Genomic DNA, 14,422 nt, shown 5'->3' with positions numbered 1-14,422 from the left:
CGGATTGATCACCTACCCGTCGCCGGATAATTCGGTCCGGGTCCCCAGCCGCGATCGCTCGCCCACGGATTGGCGGCGCCGGGGTGCGGCGGGCCGGGATGGTCGAAGCGTCCATCATTGGCGCAGCCCAGCAGCAACATGCCCAGCGCGCATGAGGCAGCCAGGGAAAGAAACCTTTTGCGGGGATACATACGCACCTCCTGACACCGTCGGTATGGTTGGTCAATGCAGCATAACGCAAGAGCGGCGCGTGCGCGGGAGGTCGACTGCTGTGCAGGCACGCATGGTCCCCGCCCACCGGCCGTGACGGTGTCATGCCGTGGACGCGCCTATTCCCAACGCCTTGGCGATATTCGAGCCGAGTGGCGATCCCAGTCCGCAGCAGGCATTCCATGGGACGCCGGCCTGAGCAGAGAACGAAACATCGCTGTTCGGCGCGCCGTTATTGCCCTCGGTGATGGGCTTGCACAGGGCCGCCCGGGCGTAAAGCTGGCACGCATATAGCCACGGGTTCAGGAAGCCCAGCGGTTTTCCGCCATTGCCTTCGATCAGGCGGGCGAACAAGGCCGCCCACATGGGCGCCGCCGCGCTGGTTCCGTAGAAATTGCCGGTGTTATCCGGGTCGAGCGCGTAGCCGCTCGATACCGCGGCGTTGCCCGCGACGTCCGGAATGCCGCGCCCGGCCAACCTGTCCGTGTTGAACGAATCCGGCAGCGATAATCCCTCCTGGTAATCGGGAACATCGAAGAGCGTACTGAGTCCGCCGCCGGTCGCGCATTTCTGGTACGCCTGCCCGAGTTCGTTCCACACGACCTCTCCCTGCAGCTCGCGTTCGTTGTCGAGCAGGAGCTCCGTGCCGCCGCACGCCAGCGAAAAAGGCGAGGTGGCCGGAAAAGCGCAGTTCTGCTCGTAATGGCCGCTGGGATTGCCCAACGCACCGTAATCGCCCGAGGACACGCATACGGTCACGCCTTGCAGGCCAGCGATCGCGAAAAGCAGATGCACGCTTTGCGCGGTCTGGACGGCCCAATCCGATTCGGGAGTACCGAGGCTGATGGACATGACATGGCAGGGAAAGGCCGGCCGGTCCAGCGCGGCCATCAGCGAATCGATCCAGGGGTCGCAGCTGTATCCGTAGCTTGCCGCCTGGCCGTAGACGACCAGCGTGGCCCCCGGTGCGACGGCCCCGGCCAGTTTGATGTCGAGCATGGCCTCGCCATCGTCCGTCGGTGGCAGGATGGTCGTCTCGCAGAACGGCTCGTCCATTTCCTCCATCGGCCGTATCACTTCGACCTTTACCGTTAGTCCGAGACTGGAGAAAAACGCGTCGATGTTCCTGGTGTCGAGAACCAGATAGTCCTCGATGAATGCGACTGTCGCGCCCGCGCCCGTGAACAGGGTCGGATACTGGTAGTACTGGTCCGCCACGGTGATGGGCGGATTGCTCGCCATGGTTTCCATGCTGACTTCGCACGGAATCTTGTCGGTCTGCCGGGATACCAGGGATGAAATTTCGTCCAGCCCCAGGACCGCGGCGACATGCGGGGTCAACGTGGCGGGCAGTTCCAGCGTGCCCGCATACCCTCTGAATACGCGGCCCTCATGCTGATACATGGACAACTGGACGCCAAAGGCGCGCGCCAGGTCGCCAGCCTTGCCGACCACGGTGGCGAACAAACTGCCCAGCGCCACGCGATCCAGGACGAAGCCGTGTTCGCTACAGAAGGCACGGACCGCATCCAGCGCTTCCGGTGGCGGGCCGAATTCCGCGGCCAAACCCTGCGGGTCGAGGAATCGTCGCCCCATGGGATGTTCCTTGCCGAGCCTCATGGCGCGGTCGAATACTGCCTGATCGCCGCCGCGCGGATGCAATCGCAGGGTGACGCGCAGTATCTGACCCGCATCCGCGAGGCCGGCCGGTCGGGTCAAAAGATGCGCGGGCAATGCGCTCGCCTGGAATACGGGCGCTTGTCGTGATTGCGTCATGGGGTCTCCTTGTTGCCGTGTACGGTCAGGCAGGTCGCCGCCAGGCGGCGTGCGGACATCTCGACGGGTATCAATTGGGACATTCGGGCGTGGTCGGTGGCTTGGGGAACACCGAGCGCTGCGCGGGCGTGCCGCGTATCTTGCCCAGCAGGATGCGCCCGCCGCCGTCCACCGCCGCGCCGGCCGCGCCCCGGTCCGTATTCCCGAAGACGAAAACGCCGACCTTCGCGCCCGGGTCGAATGCCATATAGGTGTTGTAGCCGGCCAGCTCGCCGTTCTTGTCGAAGTAGTCGTCGGACCGTTGCCAGCCCAGCCCCATCGACAAGGCGTCCGACGATGGCCAGGGCTCCTGCGTGGCCGTGATCGCGTCGCCGAGATCGCCCGCCGGAGGATCGATCTGCGCCTCGAGGAACGCAAGCATGTCATCGAGGGTGGAGGACAGCGCACCGGCGCCCAGGCCGGCGGATTGGAGTGACCAAGTTGGCGGATCGACCGGCGTATATGCGTATGTGCCGCCATGGTCGGTGTAGTTGTAGCCCTGCGCGATGACATCGGCACGCTCGGCGTAGCCCACCTGGGTTTTGTCCATGCCCAAGGGCCGGGTGATCTGCTGCACGACAAGGGACGGCCACTGCTTGTAAGTCGCATCCCAGTAGGTGCTCCGGCCGTCCGATTGATAGGCGTGCGACAGCACATCGCCCAGCAGCGCGAATGCCGGATTGCTGTATTGCCAGTACTGGCCCGGAGGATAGGGGGGCTGGAAGTCGGCCAGGAACTGCCCCAGCGACGTAAACGGGTAATCGCCGAAGCGCGGACGCGGGCCGCATACCGGCGTGGGGAAGCCCGCGCTATGCGTGGCCAGGTGCCACAGCAGGACCTGACCGTTCGGTTGGTTGAACGTGACATTGGCCGGCAGCAGATCCTCCACCGGCGTTTGGGGGCCGACGGGGTTTTTCGCCCCGGACGCGGCCAGCGGCAGCAAAGTGGCGGTGAAGATCTTGCTATTCGATCCGATGAAGAAAACGATGTCCTGGTACTTGGGCAGCGGTTTGCCGCTGTGCAGGATGATGTCGCCAATGCAGAAAAAGTAGCGCGCTTTATCGAGGGTGACGCCGATCAGGAATCCCCGGCATTTGCCGGCCTTCGGATCATCAGGATCCGCGACGCGCGGATCGAAGATTTCGCTTACCAGGGCAGTCAACTGGTCGGGACTTATCATCGCGGCGCTCCAGCGGGGCGGGATGCCCCGGAAATAAGCAGCGCCAAGAATATGGCAGCTATCGGGACGAAACAACTTCAGACGCGAAACCGCAAAACAAACCGCGATTCGGCAAAAGTCGCAACGGATCGTCTTTGCTTCATCGGCATCGGCCGTGCGTACAATAGCGCGCTGCGCTGCAGCATTTTCATCCTTGCTTCCCTGGACACCCCATGACCGACCAGCCTGCCGTGCCTCACCGGTTCGGCCTCGTTCTTCTCGCCCTTGCCGTGGGCAGTTTCGCGATCGGGACGACCGAGTTCGCCACCATGAGCCTGTTGCCGTCGTTCGCCGACAGCCTGCATATCGATGCGCCGACGGCCGGACACGTCATCAGCGCCTATGCCCTGGGCGTCGTGGTCGGGGCACCCGTGCTCGCGGTACTGGGCGCCAGGTTGCCGCGGCGCACGCTGCTGATCCTGTTGATGGCCCTGTTCGCCATCGGCAACGGCTTGAGCGCCGTGGCGCCCAACTACCATGCGATGCTGGCCGCGCGTTTCCTCAGCGGCTTGCCGCATGGCGCGTATTTCGGCATCGCCTCGCTGGTCGCGAGTTCGCTGGTGCCCGCGAACCGCCGCACGGTGGCGGTCGGGCGGGTCTTCCTGGGACTGACCTTCGCCACCATCGTCGGCGTGCCGCTTGCCAACTGGCTGGGGCAGGCCGTGGGCTGGCGCTGGAGTTTCGCGCTGGTCTCGCTGCTGGCGGTATTGACCATGACCAGTGTGCGCCTGTTCGCCCCGCACACGCCCGCCGATCCGGCATCCAGTCCCCTGCGCGAACTCAGCGCGCTACGGCGTTCGCAGGTCTGGCTGACGCTGGGCATCGGTGCGGTCGGCTTCGGCGGCTTGTTCGCCGTCTACACCTATCTGGCCGATACGCTCGCTGCCGTGACGCATGTGTCGGCCGCCGCCGCGCCGCTGGTCCTGAGCGTCTTCGGCGTGGGACTGACGGTGGGCAACATGGTGATTCCGCTCTATGCCGACCGTGCCATCATGCGCACTGCCGGGCTGTTGCTGTTATGGACCGCCGCAGTGCTGGCGCTGTTTCCGCTGATGGCGGCCAACCTGTGGCTGATCATGCTCAGTGTCTTCCTGATCGGCCTCGGCGGCGCGCTGGCGACGGTCTTGCAGACGCGCCTGATGGACGTGGCCGAAGATGCCCAGGGACTGGCGGCGGCCTTGAATCATTCCGCCTTCAATACCGCAAACGCGCTGGGTCCCTTCCTGGGCGGCCTGGCGATCGCGGCGGGTTATGGATGGACATCGACCGGATGGGTGGGCAGCATGCTGGCCATCGCCAGCATGCCCTTGTGGCTGATCGCCGTGACGCTGCAGCGCCGCCGCGCCAGGACGTTGACCGGCGTGCCGAGCCGGCAGGCCTGCTGACTCCATCATTCCCGCGCGGATCCGTCCGCCATGTGCCGCTGCATCGCGGCGGCCGCGCGGATCAGCGCGTCGCGATGCAGGCACAGCGCCGATATCCGCTTTTCCATCGCCCGCGCTTGCAGTTTTTCGCGCCACGCCAAAGCGCGTTGCAGCTTCAGGCTGGCGATCAACCGGTGCTGGCACTCCAGTTGATGGCGGCATTCGGCTATCAGCAGGTCTGTCTTGCGCAGATCAATGTATAGCTCATGCTGCTCCATGGCGCGACTCCGTGGACTGTAGAAACCGGGTGCGGCAGCAAACCGCGCGCCGCCACTCCCGCTTTCTCCAGGGGGGAATGCACAGGGATGGCGCTCTTATCCGTAGGGTCGTGTCGACGGCCGCGTCTAGCCGTCCTATGGTCAGCGACTACTCCCGGACGTTGGAATACCATTCCCGCCTCGCGTTGTATAGTGCTGACGCCATGTGGCGGCCGTCGCCGGCCGGTCCGGCGGCCCCTGCGTCCCGGGAAGCCGGGCCCCTGCGGCGGCAGGGGCCGCCAGGATTACACGCCCGTGCAAGAACTACCGGCGGGGCCCGGCACCATGCCGGTTATCCGTGGGCGTCGGCGCGTCCCGGCTCTGGAGGAGGCTGATGCGGTTCGACCTGTTGTCGCTCAAACTGTTCGTCGCGGTCTGCGAGCACTTGAATATTTCACGCGCGGCCGATGCCGAGAGCATCGCGCCGTCCGCGGTCAGCAAGCGCATCTCCCAGATGGAAGACATGCTGCACACGCCGCTTTTCCTGCGCAGCAACAAGGGCCTGGAACTGACGCCGGCCGCGCATTCGCTGCTTAACCACGCGCGCGTCATCCTGCGCGACCTGGCGCAGATGGAAAGCGAGCTGTTCGACCATGCCGAAGGCCTGCGCGGCCAGATACGGCTGCATGCCAGCCTGTCGACCATCGTGCAGTATCTGGCGAACGATATCCGCGACTTCCTGGCGCTGCATCCTGCCTTGCGTATCGATCTGCAGGAAAGCCTTAGCCCCGAAGTGGTGCGCGCGGTCGCGGAGAACGCGGCCGATATCGGTATTTTCGGCGGCAACGCGCTGGTGCCCGGCCTGCGCGTCTATCCGTACCATAGCGACCGTCTCGTCGTCATAATGACCTCGGACCACGTGCTGGCCAAGGCGCGCAAGGTGACTTTCCAGCAGGTCGCCGAATACGAGCTGGTGGGGCCGCAGCCGGGCAGTTACCTGAATTCCCTGGTTTTGCGCGCCGCCGCCGATCTGGATTTTCCCTTGCGCTTTCGCATCCGCGTCAACGGTTTCGAGCCGGCGCGCAGCATGGTCGAAGCCGGGCTGGGTATCGCGCTGGTATCGGAACACCACGCGGCGCGCTATGTGGCTTCCGGGCCGCTGGTCGCTGTTCCCCTGGACGAGGACTGGGCCATGCGTCACTGGAAAATCTGCGTGCGCGATGCGGAGTCCCTGCCGGCCCCGGTGCAGCTGCTGCTCAAGCACCTGGGCGAACATAGCGAAGGCCAGGCGAAGCGTCGTCAGCCGTAAGGCAGGGCCAGACCCTGGTCCGGCCACGGCATGGAGATCAATTGGCCGGTTCCCGATAGGGTGATGTACGCCGTCCTGCGGTCCGGCCCGCCGAAGCAGATATTGGTGACCATGGGATCCGGCAGCATCACCTGGCGCAGGATTTCGCCGGATGGCGCGATCACCGTGATGCAGCCGGTAATCAAGGTGCCCACGCAGATGTTGCCGTGCACGTCCACCGCCATGCTGTCCAGCCGCTGGTAGCCCGGCAGCGTGCATATCAGGCGACCGCCGTTGGGCGAAGGGAAGGGGTGTTTGCGCGGCCTGCCCGGCGCGTCCAGGTCGAAGGCCCAGACGCGGCCGGTTTCGGTTTCGGATACGTACACCGCCTTTTCGTCCGGCGACAGGCCGACGCCATTGGCAGTGGTCAGCGGATACGCGACTTCGACGATCATCGATCCGTCCGCCAGGGCGTAGTACAGGCCTGCATGGTCACGATCCCGCGTGCGGTTCTTGCCGAAGTCGGTGAAATAGAAACCGCCCTGGCTGTCGAAGACCAGGTCGTTCGGGCCGCACAGCGGCGCGTCGCCGCAGCGGTCGTACAGCGTGCGCAGCTCGCCGGTGCGCGGGTCGTAACGCTCGATGCGGCCGCTGGTGTAGTCCGGATGCATGCCGGCGCGCGTGCGGTTGTAGCCGGCGATCGTCTGGAACAGGAAGCCGCCGTTATTGGCCACGTAGAAGGCGCCATCCGGCCCGACGGCCAGGCCGTTGGGTCCGCCGCCTGTTTCGACCAGCACTTCCACGCCGCCGTCCGGCGCGACGCGGCTGATCGTTTCGCGCTGGATCTCCACCAGCACGACCGAGCCGTCATCGCGCGCCACCGGCCCTTCCGGAAAAAGCAATCCGGTCGCCAGGACCTTGAAATCCTGCATCGCTGTGTCGGGGTTCATTGCTGCTTGGGTACCTTCTGGACATAACGGTTGTCGTAGGTCGCATCCAGATCGATCCTGGCCGCCGCGATCTGCGGGTCGAAGGCGGCCAATACGTTGCGCACGGTCTTGGCGGCCTCGTCGGTCATCACACCATCGTGCGACAGGCAGGCGCGCATATTGGCGAAGGCCTGCGCGAACACTTCCTTGTCGGCCAGCGCGTACTCCGGCGGCACGGCCGCGGCAACCTGCTCCGGCGTGGCCTGCGCCAGCCATTGCTCCGCATGCACGATGGCGGCGGCGATGGCCTGGACTGTGTTGGGGTACCTGTCGACGAAGGCCTTGGTGGAATACACCGCGGCTTCCGGATAGTTGCCGCCCAAGGCCTGGCGCGTCGCTTCGGGGCTGCGCATCGCTGCCAGCGGGAACAGATCGCCGCTGTCCTGCAGGATGGTCGCCACCGGATCGTTGGACATCATGGCATCCACCTGTCCGCTGCGCGCGGCGGCCACCGCGCCGGAGGACGATCCGACGCCGATGATGGACACTTCATCAGGTTTGACACCGGCCCGGCTCAGCAAATAGTTGGTGCCCATATGGAAGCTGGACCCCGGCGAGCTGACGCCGATGCGCTTGCCTTTCAGGTCGGCATACGACTTGATCCTGTCATGGCTGGCCTTGGTGACCCCGAACACGAAGCCCGGGCAATTCGCCTGGATGGCGAAGGACACCAGTTTCTGGCCTCTTACCGCCATGGTGATGGTGTTCGAATAGGCACCGGCGACAAAGTCGGCGCTGCCGCCCAGCAAGGCCTGCAAGGCCTTGGCGCCGCCGCTGTAGACGCCGATCTCGACGTCCAGCCCCGCCTGCTTGAAGTAGCCGCGGCTGCTGGCGATGACGAAAGGCAGATAGGGAAAGCCGACACCGGCGGCCGCCAGGTGCAGCTTGGGCTTTTCAGGGGCACCCTGGGCCCGCGCGGCCAGCGGCGTGCCGGCAAGCAATGCAAGGGAAACCGCGGCGGTGGCGTAACGCATCATCATGTTGTTCTCCTCCTGGTATGTCCGGCGCGGCGAGGCGCCGCGCCGTTCTTCTTATCCTTGGACGACATCCTGGCGCTGCGTGCCCAGGCCTTCTATGCCCAGGGTCACGACATCGCCGCGCTTCAGGTACACCTGCGGGTTCTGGCCCAGGCCGACCCCGGGGGGCGTGCCCGTCGAGATGATGTCTCCCGGCTGCAGCGACATGAACTGCGAGAGGTACGACACCAGGTAGCGCACGCCGTACACCATGGTCGCGGAGCTGCCGTTCTGGTATCGATGGCCGTTCACTTCCAGCCACATCGACAGGGCTTGCGGGTCGGCAATCTCGTCGGGGGTGACCAGCCATGGACCGATGGGGCCGAAGGTGTCGGCCGATTTGCCCTTGGTCCACTGGCCCTGGCGTTCCGCCTGGAACGCACGTTCCGACACATCGTTGATCAGGCAATAGCCGGCCACATGCGCCATGGCATCGCTTTCGGCCACGTACTTGGCGGGTTTGCCGATGACCACGCCAAGCTCGACTTCCCAGTCGGTCTTTTCCGAGCCGCGCGGAATTTCGATCGGATCGTTGGGGCCGGTGATGGCGCTGGTCGCCTTCATGAAGATAATCGGTTCGGGCGGTACCGTCGCGCCGGTCTCGGCGGCGTGGTCGGAGTAGTTCAACCCGATGCAGATGAACTTGCCGGTGCCCGTCACGCAGGGACCCAGGCGCGGCGTGCCGGGAACCGGCGGCAGGGTGGCGGGGTCGATCGTTTTCAGCCGATCCAGCGTTTCCGGCAACAGTGTGGCCGCGTCGACGTCGGCGATATGACCGGACAGGTCGCGTATACGGCCCTGCGCGTCGAGCAGCCCCGGTTTTTCCTGACCCTTGGCGCCGTAGCGTAGCAACTTCATCTTCAACTTCCTTATGCGTGTGAAATGCCGGATGGCCGGTGCCATCCAGGAGAAAGCCCTGTCTGTGCTTCGTGCCGTTCTCAGTACGTGGCGCGTCCACCGGACAGATCGAAAACCGCGCCCGTCGTGAATGAGTTTTCCTCGCTGACCAGCCAGGCGATCATCGACGCCGCTTCGTGCAATTCAAGGAAACGGCCACGTGGAATCTTGCTGAGCATGTAGGCGATATGCTCGGGCGACTGCTCCATCGCGCCGGGTGTGCGCGCCACCGCCGGCGTCACGCAATTGACGGCGATATCGTGGGTAGCCAGTTCCTTGCCCAGCGACTTGGTCAGCGCGATCACCGCGGCCTTGGCGGAGCTGTACGCCGCCGCGTTGGGGTTGCCTTCCTTGCCGGCGATCGACGCCACATTGACGATGCGGCCGTACTTCTGCGCGATCATGACGGGCGCGACGGCGCGGCAGCAGTAGAACGTGCCGTTGACGTCGACATCGATGACCTTGCGCCACTGGTCCAGCGGATATTCCGCCACGGTGGTGTTGGGCCCGATAATGGCGGCGTTGTTGATCAGGATGTCCAGCTTTCCCATCGCGCGCAGCGTACCCGCCACGCCGGCTTCGACGCTGGCGTAGTCGGCGATGTCCACGGCTTCGGTATGAACGCCGTGGCCTTCCGCGCCGAGTTCTTTTTTGACTTTCGCCAGCAGGCCGGTGTTCACGTCCCACAGGACGACGCGCGCGCCGGAATCCAGGAAGCGGCGCGCCACCGTCAGGCCGATGCCTTGCGCGCCGCCCGTCACCACCGCGACGCGGTCTTTCAGATTGATTGAATTCGTTTGCAAGATGCAGTTCCTTTTATTGCGTTTTTCAATGCGATGAAGAATTGGTCAGGCACTGGCCGCGACCGTCTGGCCGGCCACGGGACGCCAGCGCATGAAGTGATCCTCGAACAGCGACACGGCGGTGTCCAGCACGAGCGCGAACACGGTCAACAGCAGGATGCCCGCGATCACCGCATTGATATCGAAGACGCCTTCGGCCAGCAGGATGAGGTAGCCGACGCCTTTCTCGGACCCCAGGTACTCGCCTACGACGCTGCCCACGAATGCGATGCCCACCGCGTTGTGCAGGCTGGAAAACACCCAGCTCATCGCCGACGGCATGTAGACATGCCGCATCAGCTGGCGCGAGCTCGCGCCCAGCATGCGCGTGTTGGACAGCACGGCCGGGCTGACTTCCCGCACGCCCTGGAAGACGTTGAAGAAGACGACGAAGAACACCAGCGTGACGCCCAGGGCGATCTTCGACCAGATGCCCAGCCCGAACCACAGCGCGAAGATGGGCGCGAAGATCAGCCGCGGCATCGAGTTGAAGGCCTTGATGAACGGGTCGGTGACTACGGCCAGGAAGGGATTCAGCGCCAGCCATAGTCCGCAAGCCAGGCCCAGGACGGTGCCGATGATGAAGGCCAGCAGCGTTTCGATCAGCGTGGTGTACAGGTGGATGAAAATCGAACCGCTGGCGAACCAGGTAACGATGCGCTGCGCTACCCCGACGGGATCCCCGAAGAAAAAGGGCGACAGCCATTGCCGGTTGGTACCCAGCCACCACAGGAAGATCGCGCCCGCGAGCAGCAGCAGGCGGGTGGACAGCACCAGGATGCGATTGCGTGGATCAAGAGCGAGCGCTGGCATAGCTTTTCAATACCTCCCCTCGGAGTACTTCCCATATCTCGGTGTGCAGTTGCAGGAAGCGTTGGGTCATGCGGATCTCCGCGACTTCGCGCGGTCGTTCCAGGTCGATCTCGAACTCCGCGATGGGGCGCGTGCCCGGACCGGCGGACAGGACGATCACGCGGTCCGACAGCGAAATTGCTTCTTCCAGATCATGCGTGACGAAAATCACCGACTTGCGATCGGCGGACCACAGGCGCAGCAGTTCGTCTTCCATCAGGTGGCGGGTCTGGATGTCCAGCGCGCTGAAAGGCTCGTCCATCAGCAGGATGCGCGGATCCAGGACCAGCGCCTGCGCCAGGCCGGCACGCTTGCGCATACCTCCCGACATCTGGTGCGGATACTTCTTGCCATGCCCGGCCAGGCCGACGCGTTCCAGCCATTCCCGGGCGGATTCCAGCGCCCTGGCCTTGGGCATGCCGTGGAATATCAGGCCGGCGGCGATGTTGTCCTCCGCCGTCTTCCAGGGCATCAGCGCATCCACCTGGAACAGGTAGGATGCCTCTTTGTTCAAGCCCTGCATCAGCGGCTGGCCGAACACGCTCAGCGTGCCCGCCGACGGGCGCATCAGGCCCGCCGCCACATTCAGCAGCGTGGATTTGCCGCATCCCGTGGGGCCGACCACCGAGACGAACTCGCCATCGCGGATTGCCAGGTTGACGTCGCGTACCGCGGTGTAGGTCTGCCCATGGCCCTCGTTGCTGGCAAAGGTGCATGTCACACCGTCGAAATGCAGGGCTTCCCGCGCCGTTGCCGTCTCCTGGCACGTCCGATGCATGGGGTCGTCGATACTGCGCAGCATGGCTCCTCTCATCGCACGGTTTCTCCGGCCTTCTTGACGTAGCGGTTGTCGTAGGTTGCCGCCAGGTCGATATGCGCGGAGGCGATGGATGGATCGAAGGCGGCCAGTACGTCGCGTACCGTGCGCGCGCCCTCGTCCGCGATTACGCCGTCCCGGGACAGGCAGCGGCGGCTGTTCTCGAAGGACTTGGCGTACAGGTCCTTGTTGTCGACCAGGTATTCCGCGGGCACCGTGGCGACCACTTGCTGCGGGGTTGCCTTCGCCAGCCAATGTTCGGCGCGTACGATGGCATCGGCGACCGCTTGTACGGTGCGTGGGTTCTTGTCCACGAAGGCCTTGGTGGCGTAGATGCTGGACTCGGGGTAGTCCGAGCCGAAGACCTGCTTATTGCCATCGGCCGTCCGCATCTCCGCCAGCGGCTTCAGGTCGCCGCCGTCCACCAGCACGGTGGCGACGGGGTCGTTCACGATCAGCGCATCGATCTGGCCCGCGCGCACCGCCGCGACCGCGCCGGCGGCCTGGCCCACGCCGATGATGGATACGTCGTCCGGCTTCAGCCCGGCCTTGTGCAGGATGTAGTTGACTACCATGTGCGTGCTGGAACCGGGCGCGCTGACGCCCACCCGCATGCCTTTGAGGTCGGCGGGCGATTTCACTTTGTCGAAATTCTTTTTGGATACGCCGAAGACCCATCCCGGGCACACCACCTGCGCCGCGATGGTGACCAGTTTCTGGCCCTTGGTCGCCATGGTCAGCGTGTTGGAGTACGCGCCCGCGGTCATATCGGTGCTTCCGCCCAGCATCGATTCCAGCGCTTTCGATCCGCCGGAAAACGCCGCGATGGTCACGTCCAGTCCTTCGTCGCGGAAGTAGCCCAATTGCTTCGCGATGATGGCGGGCAGGTAGGTGATACCCGTGGACGCCGCGCCGATGTGCACTTCCTTTTTTTCGGGGGGCGTCTTCGATTGTGCCGCGGCCGTGCCGCACACGATCGCGGCGGCGCCAAGCGCAGCCGCCAACAGCGTCTTCATGTTTTGTCTCCTTTCTTGGTTTTAGCCGCGATGGCAGGCATCGCGGCGACTAATGATGCATGCGGATGCGCGGCCCCGGCGTGGTTTTTGGGAAAACCACCATCTCGAATCGCGATGGCAGCCGGTGGGGGACCCGGCACGGTCCGTCCGGACGAAAACGGTATGATGGCCATACGACTTATCCCACTCATGGCGACCATGATCGAACGTATCGAAACCGCCGCCGCGCCTTTACCGGCCGGCCATTACTCGCAAGCCATCAAGGCCAACGGCTTTGTCTTCGTCTCGGGGCAGTTGCCGTTCCCTCCGGGTTCGAAGCGCATCCTGCCCGACGGCATCGCGGCGCAGGCCAGGCAGTGCCTGGAGAACCTGCAGGCGATCCTGGATGGAGCCGGGACCACCCTGGAGAACCTGGTCAGCGTGCAAATCTTCATCCCGGATGTGGCGCTATGGGCGGAGGTCAACGCGGTATATGAATCCGTCATGGGCGCCGCGCGGCCCGCACGCACCGTCGTGCCCACTACCGCGTTGCACTATGGTGCCCTGATCGAAGTGAACGCGGTCGCGCTTTGTCCGTGATGTCGTCCCAAGGTCCTGCGGACGCCCGTATCGGCGTCACGGTGCTGACCGGTTTCCTTGGCAGCGGCAAAACGGCGCTGCTGAACCGCCTGGTGCGCGAGCCGCGTTTCGCGCAATCCGCGGTGGTGATCAACGAGTTCGGCAGCATCGGCATCGACCACCATCTGGTCCGCCATGTGGCGGACAACGTCAGGGTGGTGGAGGGCGGTTGCATCTGCTGCATGGTGCGCGGCGGCCTGGCCGATACCTTGCGCGATCTTTTCCTGCTGGCCCTGCGCCGCGCGATCCAGCCGTTTCGCCATGTGCTCATCGAAACCAGCGGCCTGGCCAGCCCGGCGCCAGTCCTGTTCACCCTGCGCCATGAACACTTCCTGGCCGAGCGCTACGTTTATGAAGGCACCATCGCGGTTGCCGATGCGCAGCGCGTGATCGGGCAGATCGCGTCCGAACCCGATGCCGCCCAGCAACTGGCCCTGGCCGACGACATCGCCATCAGCAAGTCCGACCTGGTATCGCCTGCCCAGGTCAGCGACGCCAGCAACGCGGTGCTGCGCCTGAACCCGGCCGCGCATATCCATGTGCTGGATCCTCAAGGTCCGCTGCCGTCGGCCTTGCTGGCGCAGCGGCTATATCGAGGCCAGGCGTCCGCCGCGCCGGACGGCACGCCGTGGTTGGGGCGCTATACCCGTGGCGGCTGGCTTGGCGGCCGCGGTGCCGCGCCGGCGGGAGGGGCGCATGATGTCGCCGTGGCCGTTCTGACGTTGCCGGCATCGGTATCGCGCGCCGCATTCCTGCGCGGGATGTCGGCCTTGCAAGCCGAATTGGGCGCATCGCTGCTGCGCATGAAAGGACTGGTCCGTTTCGAAGGCGATATGGCGCCCAGTGCCGTGCATGCCGTGCACGACCAGCTATATCCCTTCGTGGCGCTATCCGAATGGCCGGAGGGCGAGCCGGAGGGCGAGCCGGAGGCGCGGCTCGTCTTCATCGCCCGCGGCCTGGCGGCGGAAGAACTGGACAAGCGGGTTCGCTTGCACCTCGGACTAGGGCAATTGGGCGGTGGCTGAGCAGGCCGCTCGAATCCCCGGGGCCTGCCGATAGGGCCGTGTCAATGGCGTGTCGCGTTTTTTCCCTATGGAACCGTTAATGTGGGTATAATTTGTAGGTTCCTGCAGGCGGTGCGGCTTGATTACAGACGGCCAAAGATGGGCATGCCCCAGGCAGGCCGTTTCGGGTGGTTCGCGTATTTTTCACCCGCCTTCGC

At 64.8% G+C, this 14,422-nt stretch carries 14 protein-coding genes; 4 read left to right on the top strand and 10 right to left on the bottom strand.

The window, feature by feature from the left end; all coding sequences use genetic code 11:
• Window positions 1-312 precede the first annotated feature (312 nt).
• Together ACO1P8_RS08390 and ACO1P8_RS08385 are read right to left on the bottom strand one after the other, a co-directional pair.
• Complete coding sequence (locus ACO1P8_RS08390; protein WP_486295430.1) at window positions 313-1,986, bottom strand: S53 family peptidase; 1,674 nt, start codon at window positions 1,984-1,986, stop codon at window positions 313-315.
• A gap of 70 nt (window positions 1,987-2,056) precedes the next feature.
• Window positions 2,057-3,205 carry a serine hydrolase domain-containing protein gene (locus ACO1P8_RS08385; RefSeq protein WP_486295429.1) on the bottom strand — a complete coding sequence of 383 codons (1,149 nt, stop codon included), beginning with the start codon at window positions 3,203-3,205 and terminating at the stop codon, window positions 2,057-2,059.
• 212 nt (window positions 3,206-3,417) lie between these two features.
• Here ACO1P8_RS08385 and ACO1P8_RS08380 point away from each other — a divergent pair, with 212 nt between their 5' ends.
• Window positions 3,418-4,629, top strand: coding sequence for an MFS transporter (locus tag ACO1P8_RS08380; protein ID WP_486295428.1), 1,212 nt, complete (start codon window positions 3,418-3,420; stop codon window positions 4,627-4,629).
• A 5-nt stretch (window positions 4,630-4,634) separates the two neighbouring features.
• Here ACO1P8_RS08380 and ACO1P8_RS08375 read toward each other — a convergent pair whose 3' ends face one another.
• Window positions 4,635-4,886 (bottom strand): hypothetical protein, encoded by a 252-nt coding sequence (locus ACO1P8_RS08375; RefSeq protein ID WP_486295427.1) that lies wholly within the window; start codon window positions 4,884-4,886, stop codon window positions 4,635-4,637.
• Window positions 4,887-5,259: 373 nt separating this feature from the next.
• Between ACO1P8_RS08375 and ACO1P8_RS08370 the strand changes: the two genes are divergently transcribed.
• The gene (locus tag ACO1P8_RS08370; RefSeq protein WP_486295426.1) at window positions 5,260-6,174 is read left to right on the top strand and encodes a LysR family transcriptional regulator; all 915 of its coding nucleotides are present in this window, start codon (window positions 5,260-5,262) and stop codon (window positions 6,172-6,174) included.
• Here the strand turns inward: ACO1P8_RS08370 and ACO1P8_RS08365 are convergent.
• The 7 genes from ACO1P8_RS08365 to ACO1P8_RS08335 form a co-directional block, all read right to left on the bottom strand.
• On the bottom strand, window positions 6,165-7,103 hold the full coding sequence (locus ACO1P8_RS08365) for an SMP-30/gluconolactonase/LRE family protein (RefSeq protein ID WP_486295425.1): 939 nt from the start codon (window positions 7,101-7,103) through the stop codon (window positions 6,165-6,167). The two genes, ACO1P8_RS08370 and ACO1P8_RS08365, sit on opposite strands and share 10 nt — an antisense overlap.
• Window positions 7,100-8,116, bottom strand: coding sequence for an ABC transporter substrate-binding protein (locus ACO1P8_RS08360; RefSeq protein WP_486295465.1), 1,017 nt, complete (start codon window positions 8,114-8,116; stop codon window positions 7,100-7,102). Before ACO1P8_RS08360 ends, ACO1P8_RS08365 begins: the two co-directional genes overlap by 4 nt.
• 57 nt (window positions 8,117-8,173) lie before the next feature.
• Window positions 8,174-9,016 carry a fumarylacetoacetate hydrolase family protein gene (locus tag ACO1P8_RS08355; RefSeq protein WP_486295424.1) on the bottom strand — a complete coding sequence of 281 codons (843 nt, stop codon included), beginning with the start codon at window positions 9,014-9,016 and terminating at the stop codon, window positions 8,174-8,176.
• Between the two features lie 80 nt (window positions 9,017-9,096).
• On the bottom strand, window positions 9,097-9,858 hold the full coding sequence (locus tag ACO1P8_RS08350; protein WP_486295423.1) for an SDR family NAD(P)-dependent oxidoreductase: 762 nt from the start codon (window positions 9,856-9,858) through the stop codon (window positions 9,097-9,099).
• A gap of 45 nt (window positions 9,859-9,903) precedes the next feature.
• Window positions 9,904-10,710 carry an ABC transporter permease gene (locus ACO1P8_RS08345; RefSeq protein WP_094842874.1) on the bottom strand — a complete coding sequence of 269 codons (807 nt, stop codon included), beginning with the start codon at window positions 10,708-10,710 and terminating at the stop codon, window positions 9,904-9,906.
• A complete protein-coding gene (locus tag ACO1P8_RS08340; protein ID WP_486295464.1) occupies window positions 10,691-11,527 on the bottom strand; it encodes an ABC transporter ATP-binding protein in 837 nt (278 codons plus the stop codon). Before ACO1P8_RS08340 ends, ACO1P8_RS08345 begins: the two co-directional genes overlap by 20 nt.
• A gap of 32 nt (window positions 11,528-11,559) precedes the next feature.
• Complete coding sequence (locus ACO1P8_RS08335; RefSeq protein ID WP_486295422.1) at window positions 11,560-12,582, bottom strand: ABC transporter substrate-binding protein; 1,023 nt, start codon at window positions 12,580-12,582, stop codon at window positions 11,560-11,562.
• Between the two features lie 162 nt (window positions 12,583-12,744).
• Between ACO1P8_RS08335 and ACO1P8_RS08330 the strand changes: the two genes are divergently transcribed.
• Both ACO1P8_RS08330 and ACO1P8_RS08325 read left to right on the top strand, forming a co-directional pair.
• The gene (locus ACO1P8_RS08330) at window positions 12,745-13,161 is read left to right on the top strand and encodes a RidA family protein (RefSeq protein WP_486295421.1); all 417 of its coding nucleotides are present in this window, start codon (window positions 12,745-12,747) and stop codon (window positions 13,159-13,161) included.
• Complete coding sequence (locus tag ACO1P8_RS08325) at window positions 13,161-14,225, top strand: CobW family GTP-binding protein (RefSeq protein ID WP_486295463.1); 1,065 nt, start codon at window positions 13,161-13,163, stop codon at window positions 14,223-14,225. Before ACO1P8_RS08330 ends, ACO1P8_RS08325 begins: the two co-directional genes overlap by 1 nt.
• The last annotated feature ends 197 nt before the right edge of the window (window positions 14,226-14,422 follow it).

Source organism: Bordetella sp., from assembly GCF_057362025.1.
The sequence above is the reverse complement of the archived record's forward strand: the minus strand, read 5'-3'. Positions and strand labels throughout refer to the sequence as shown.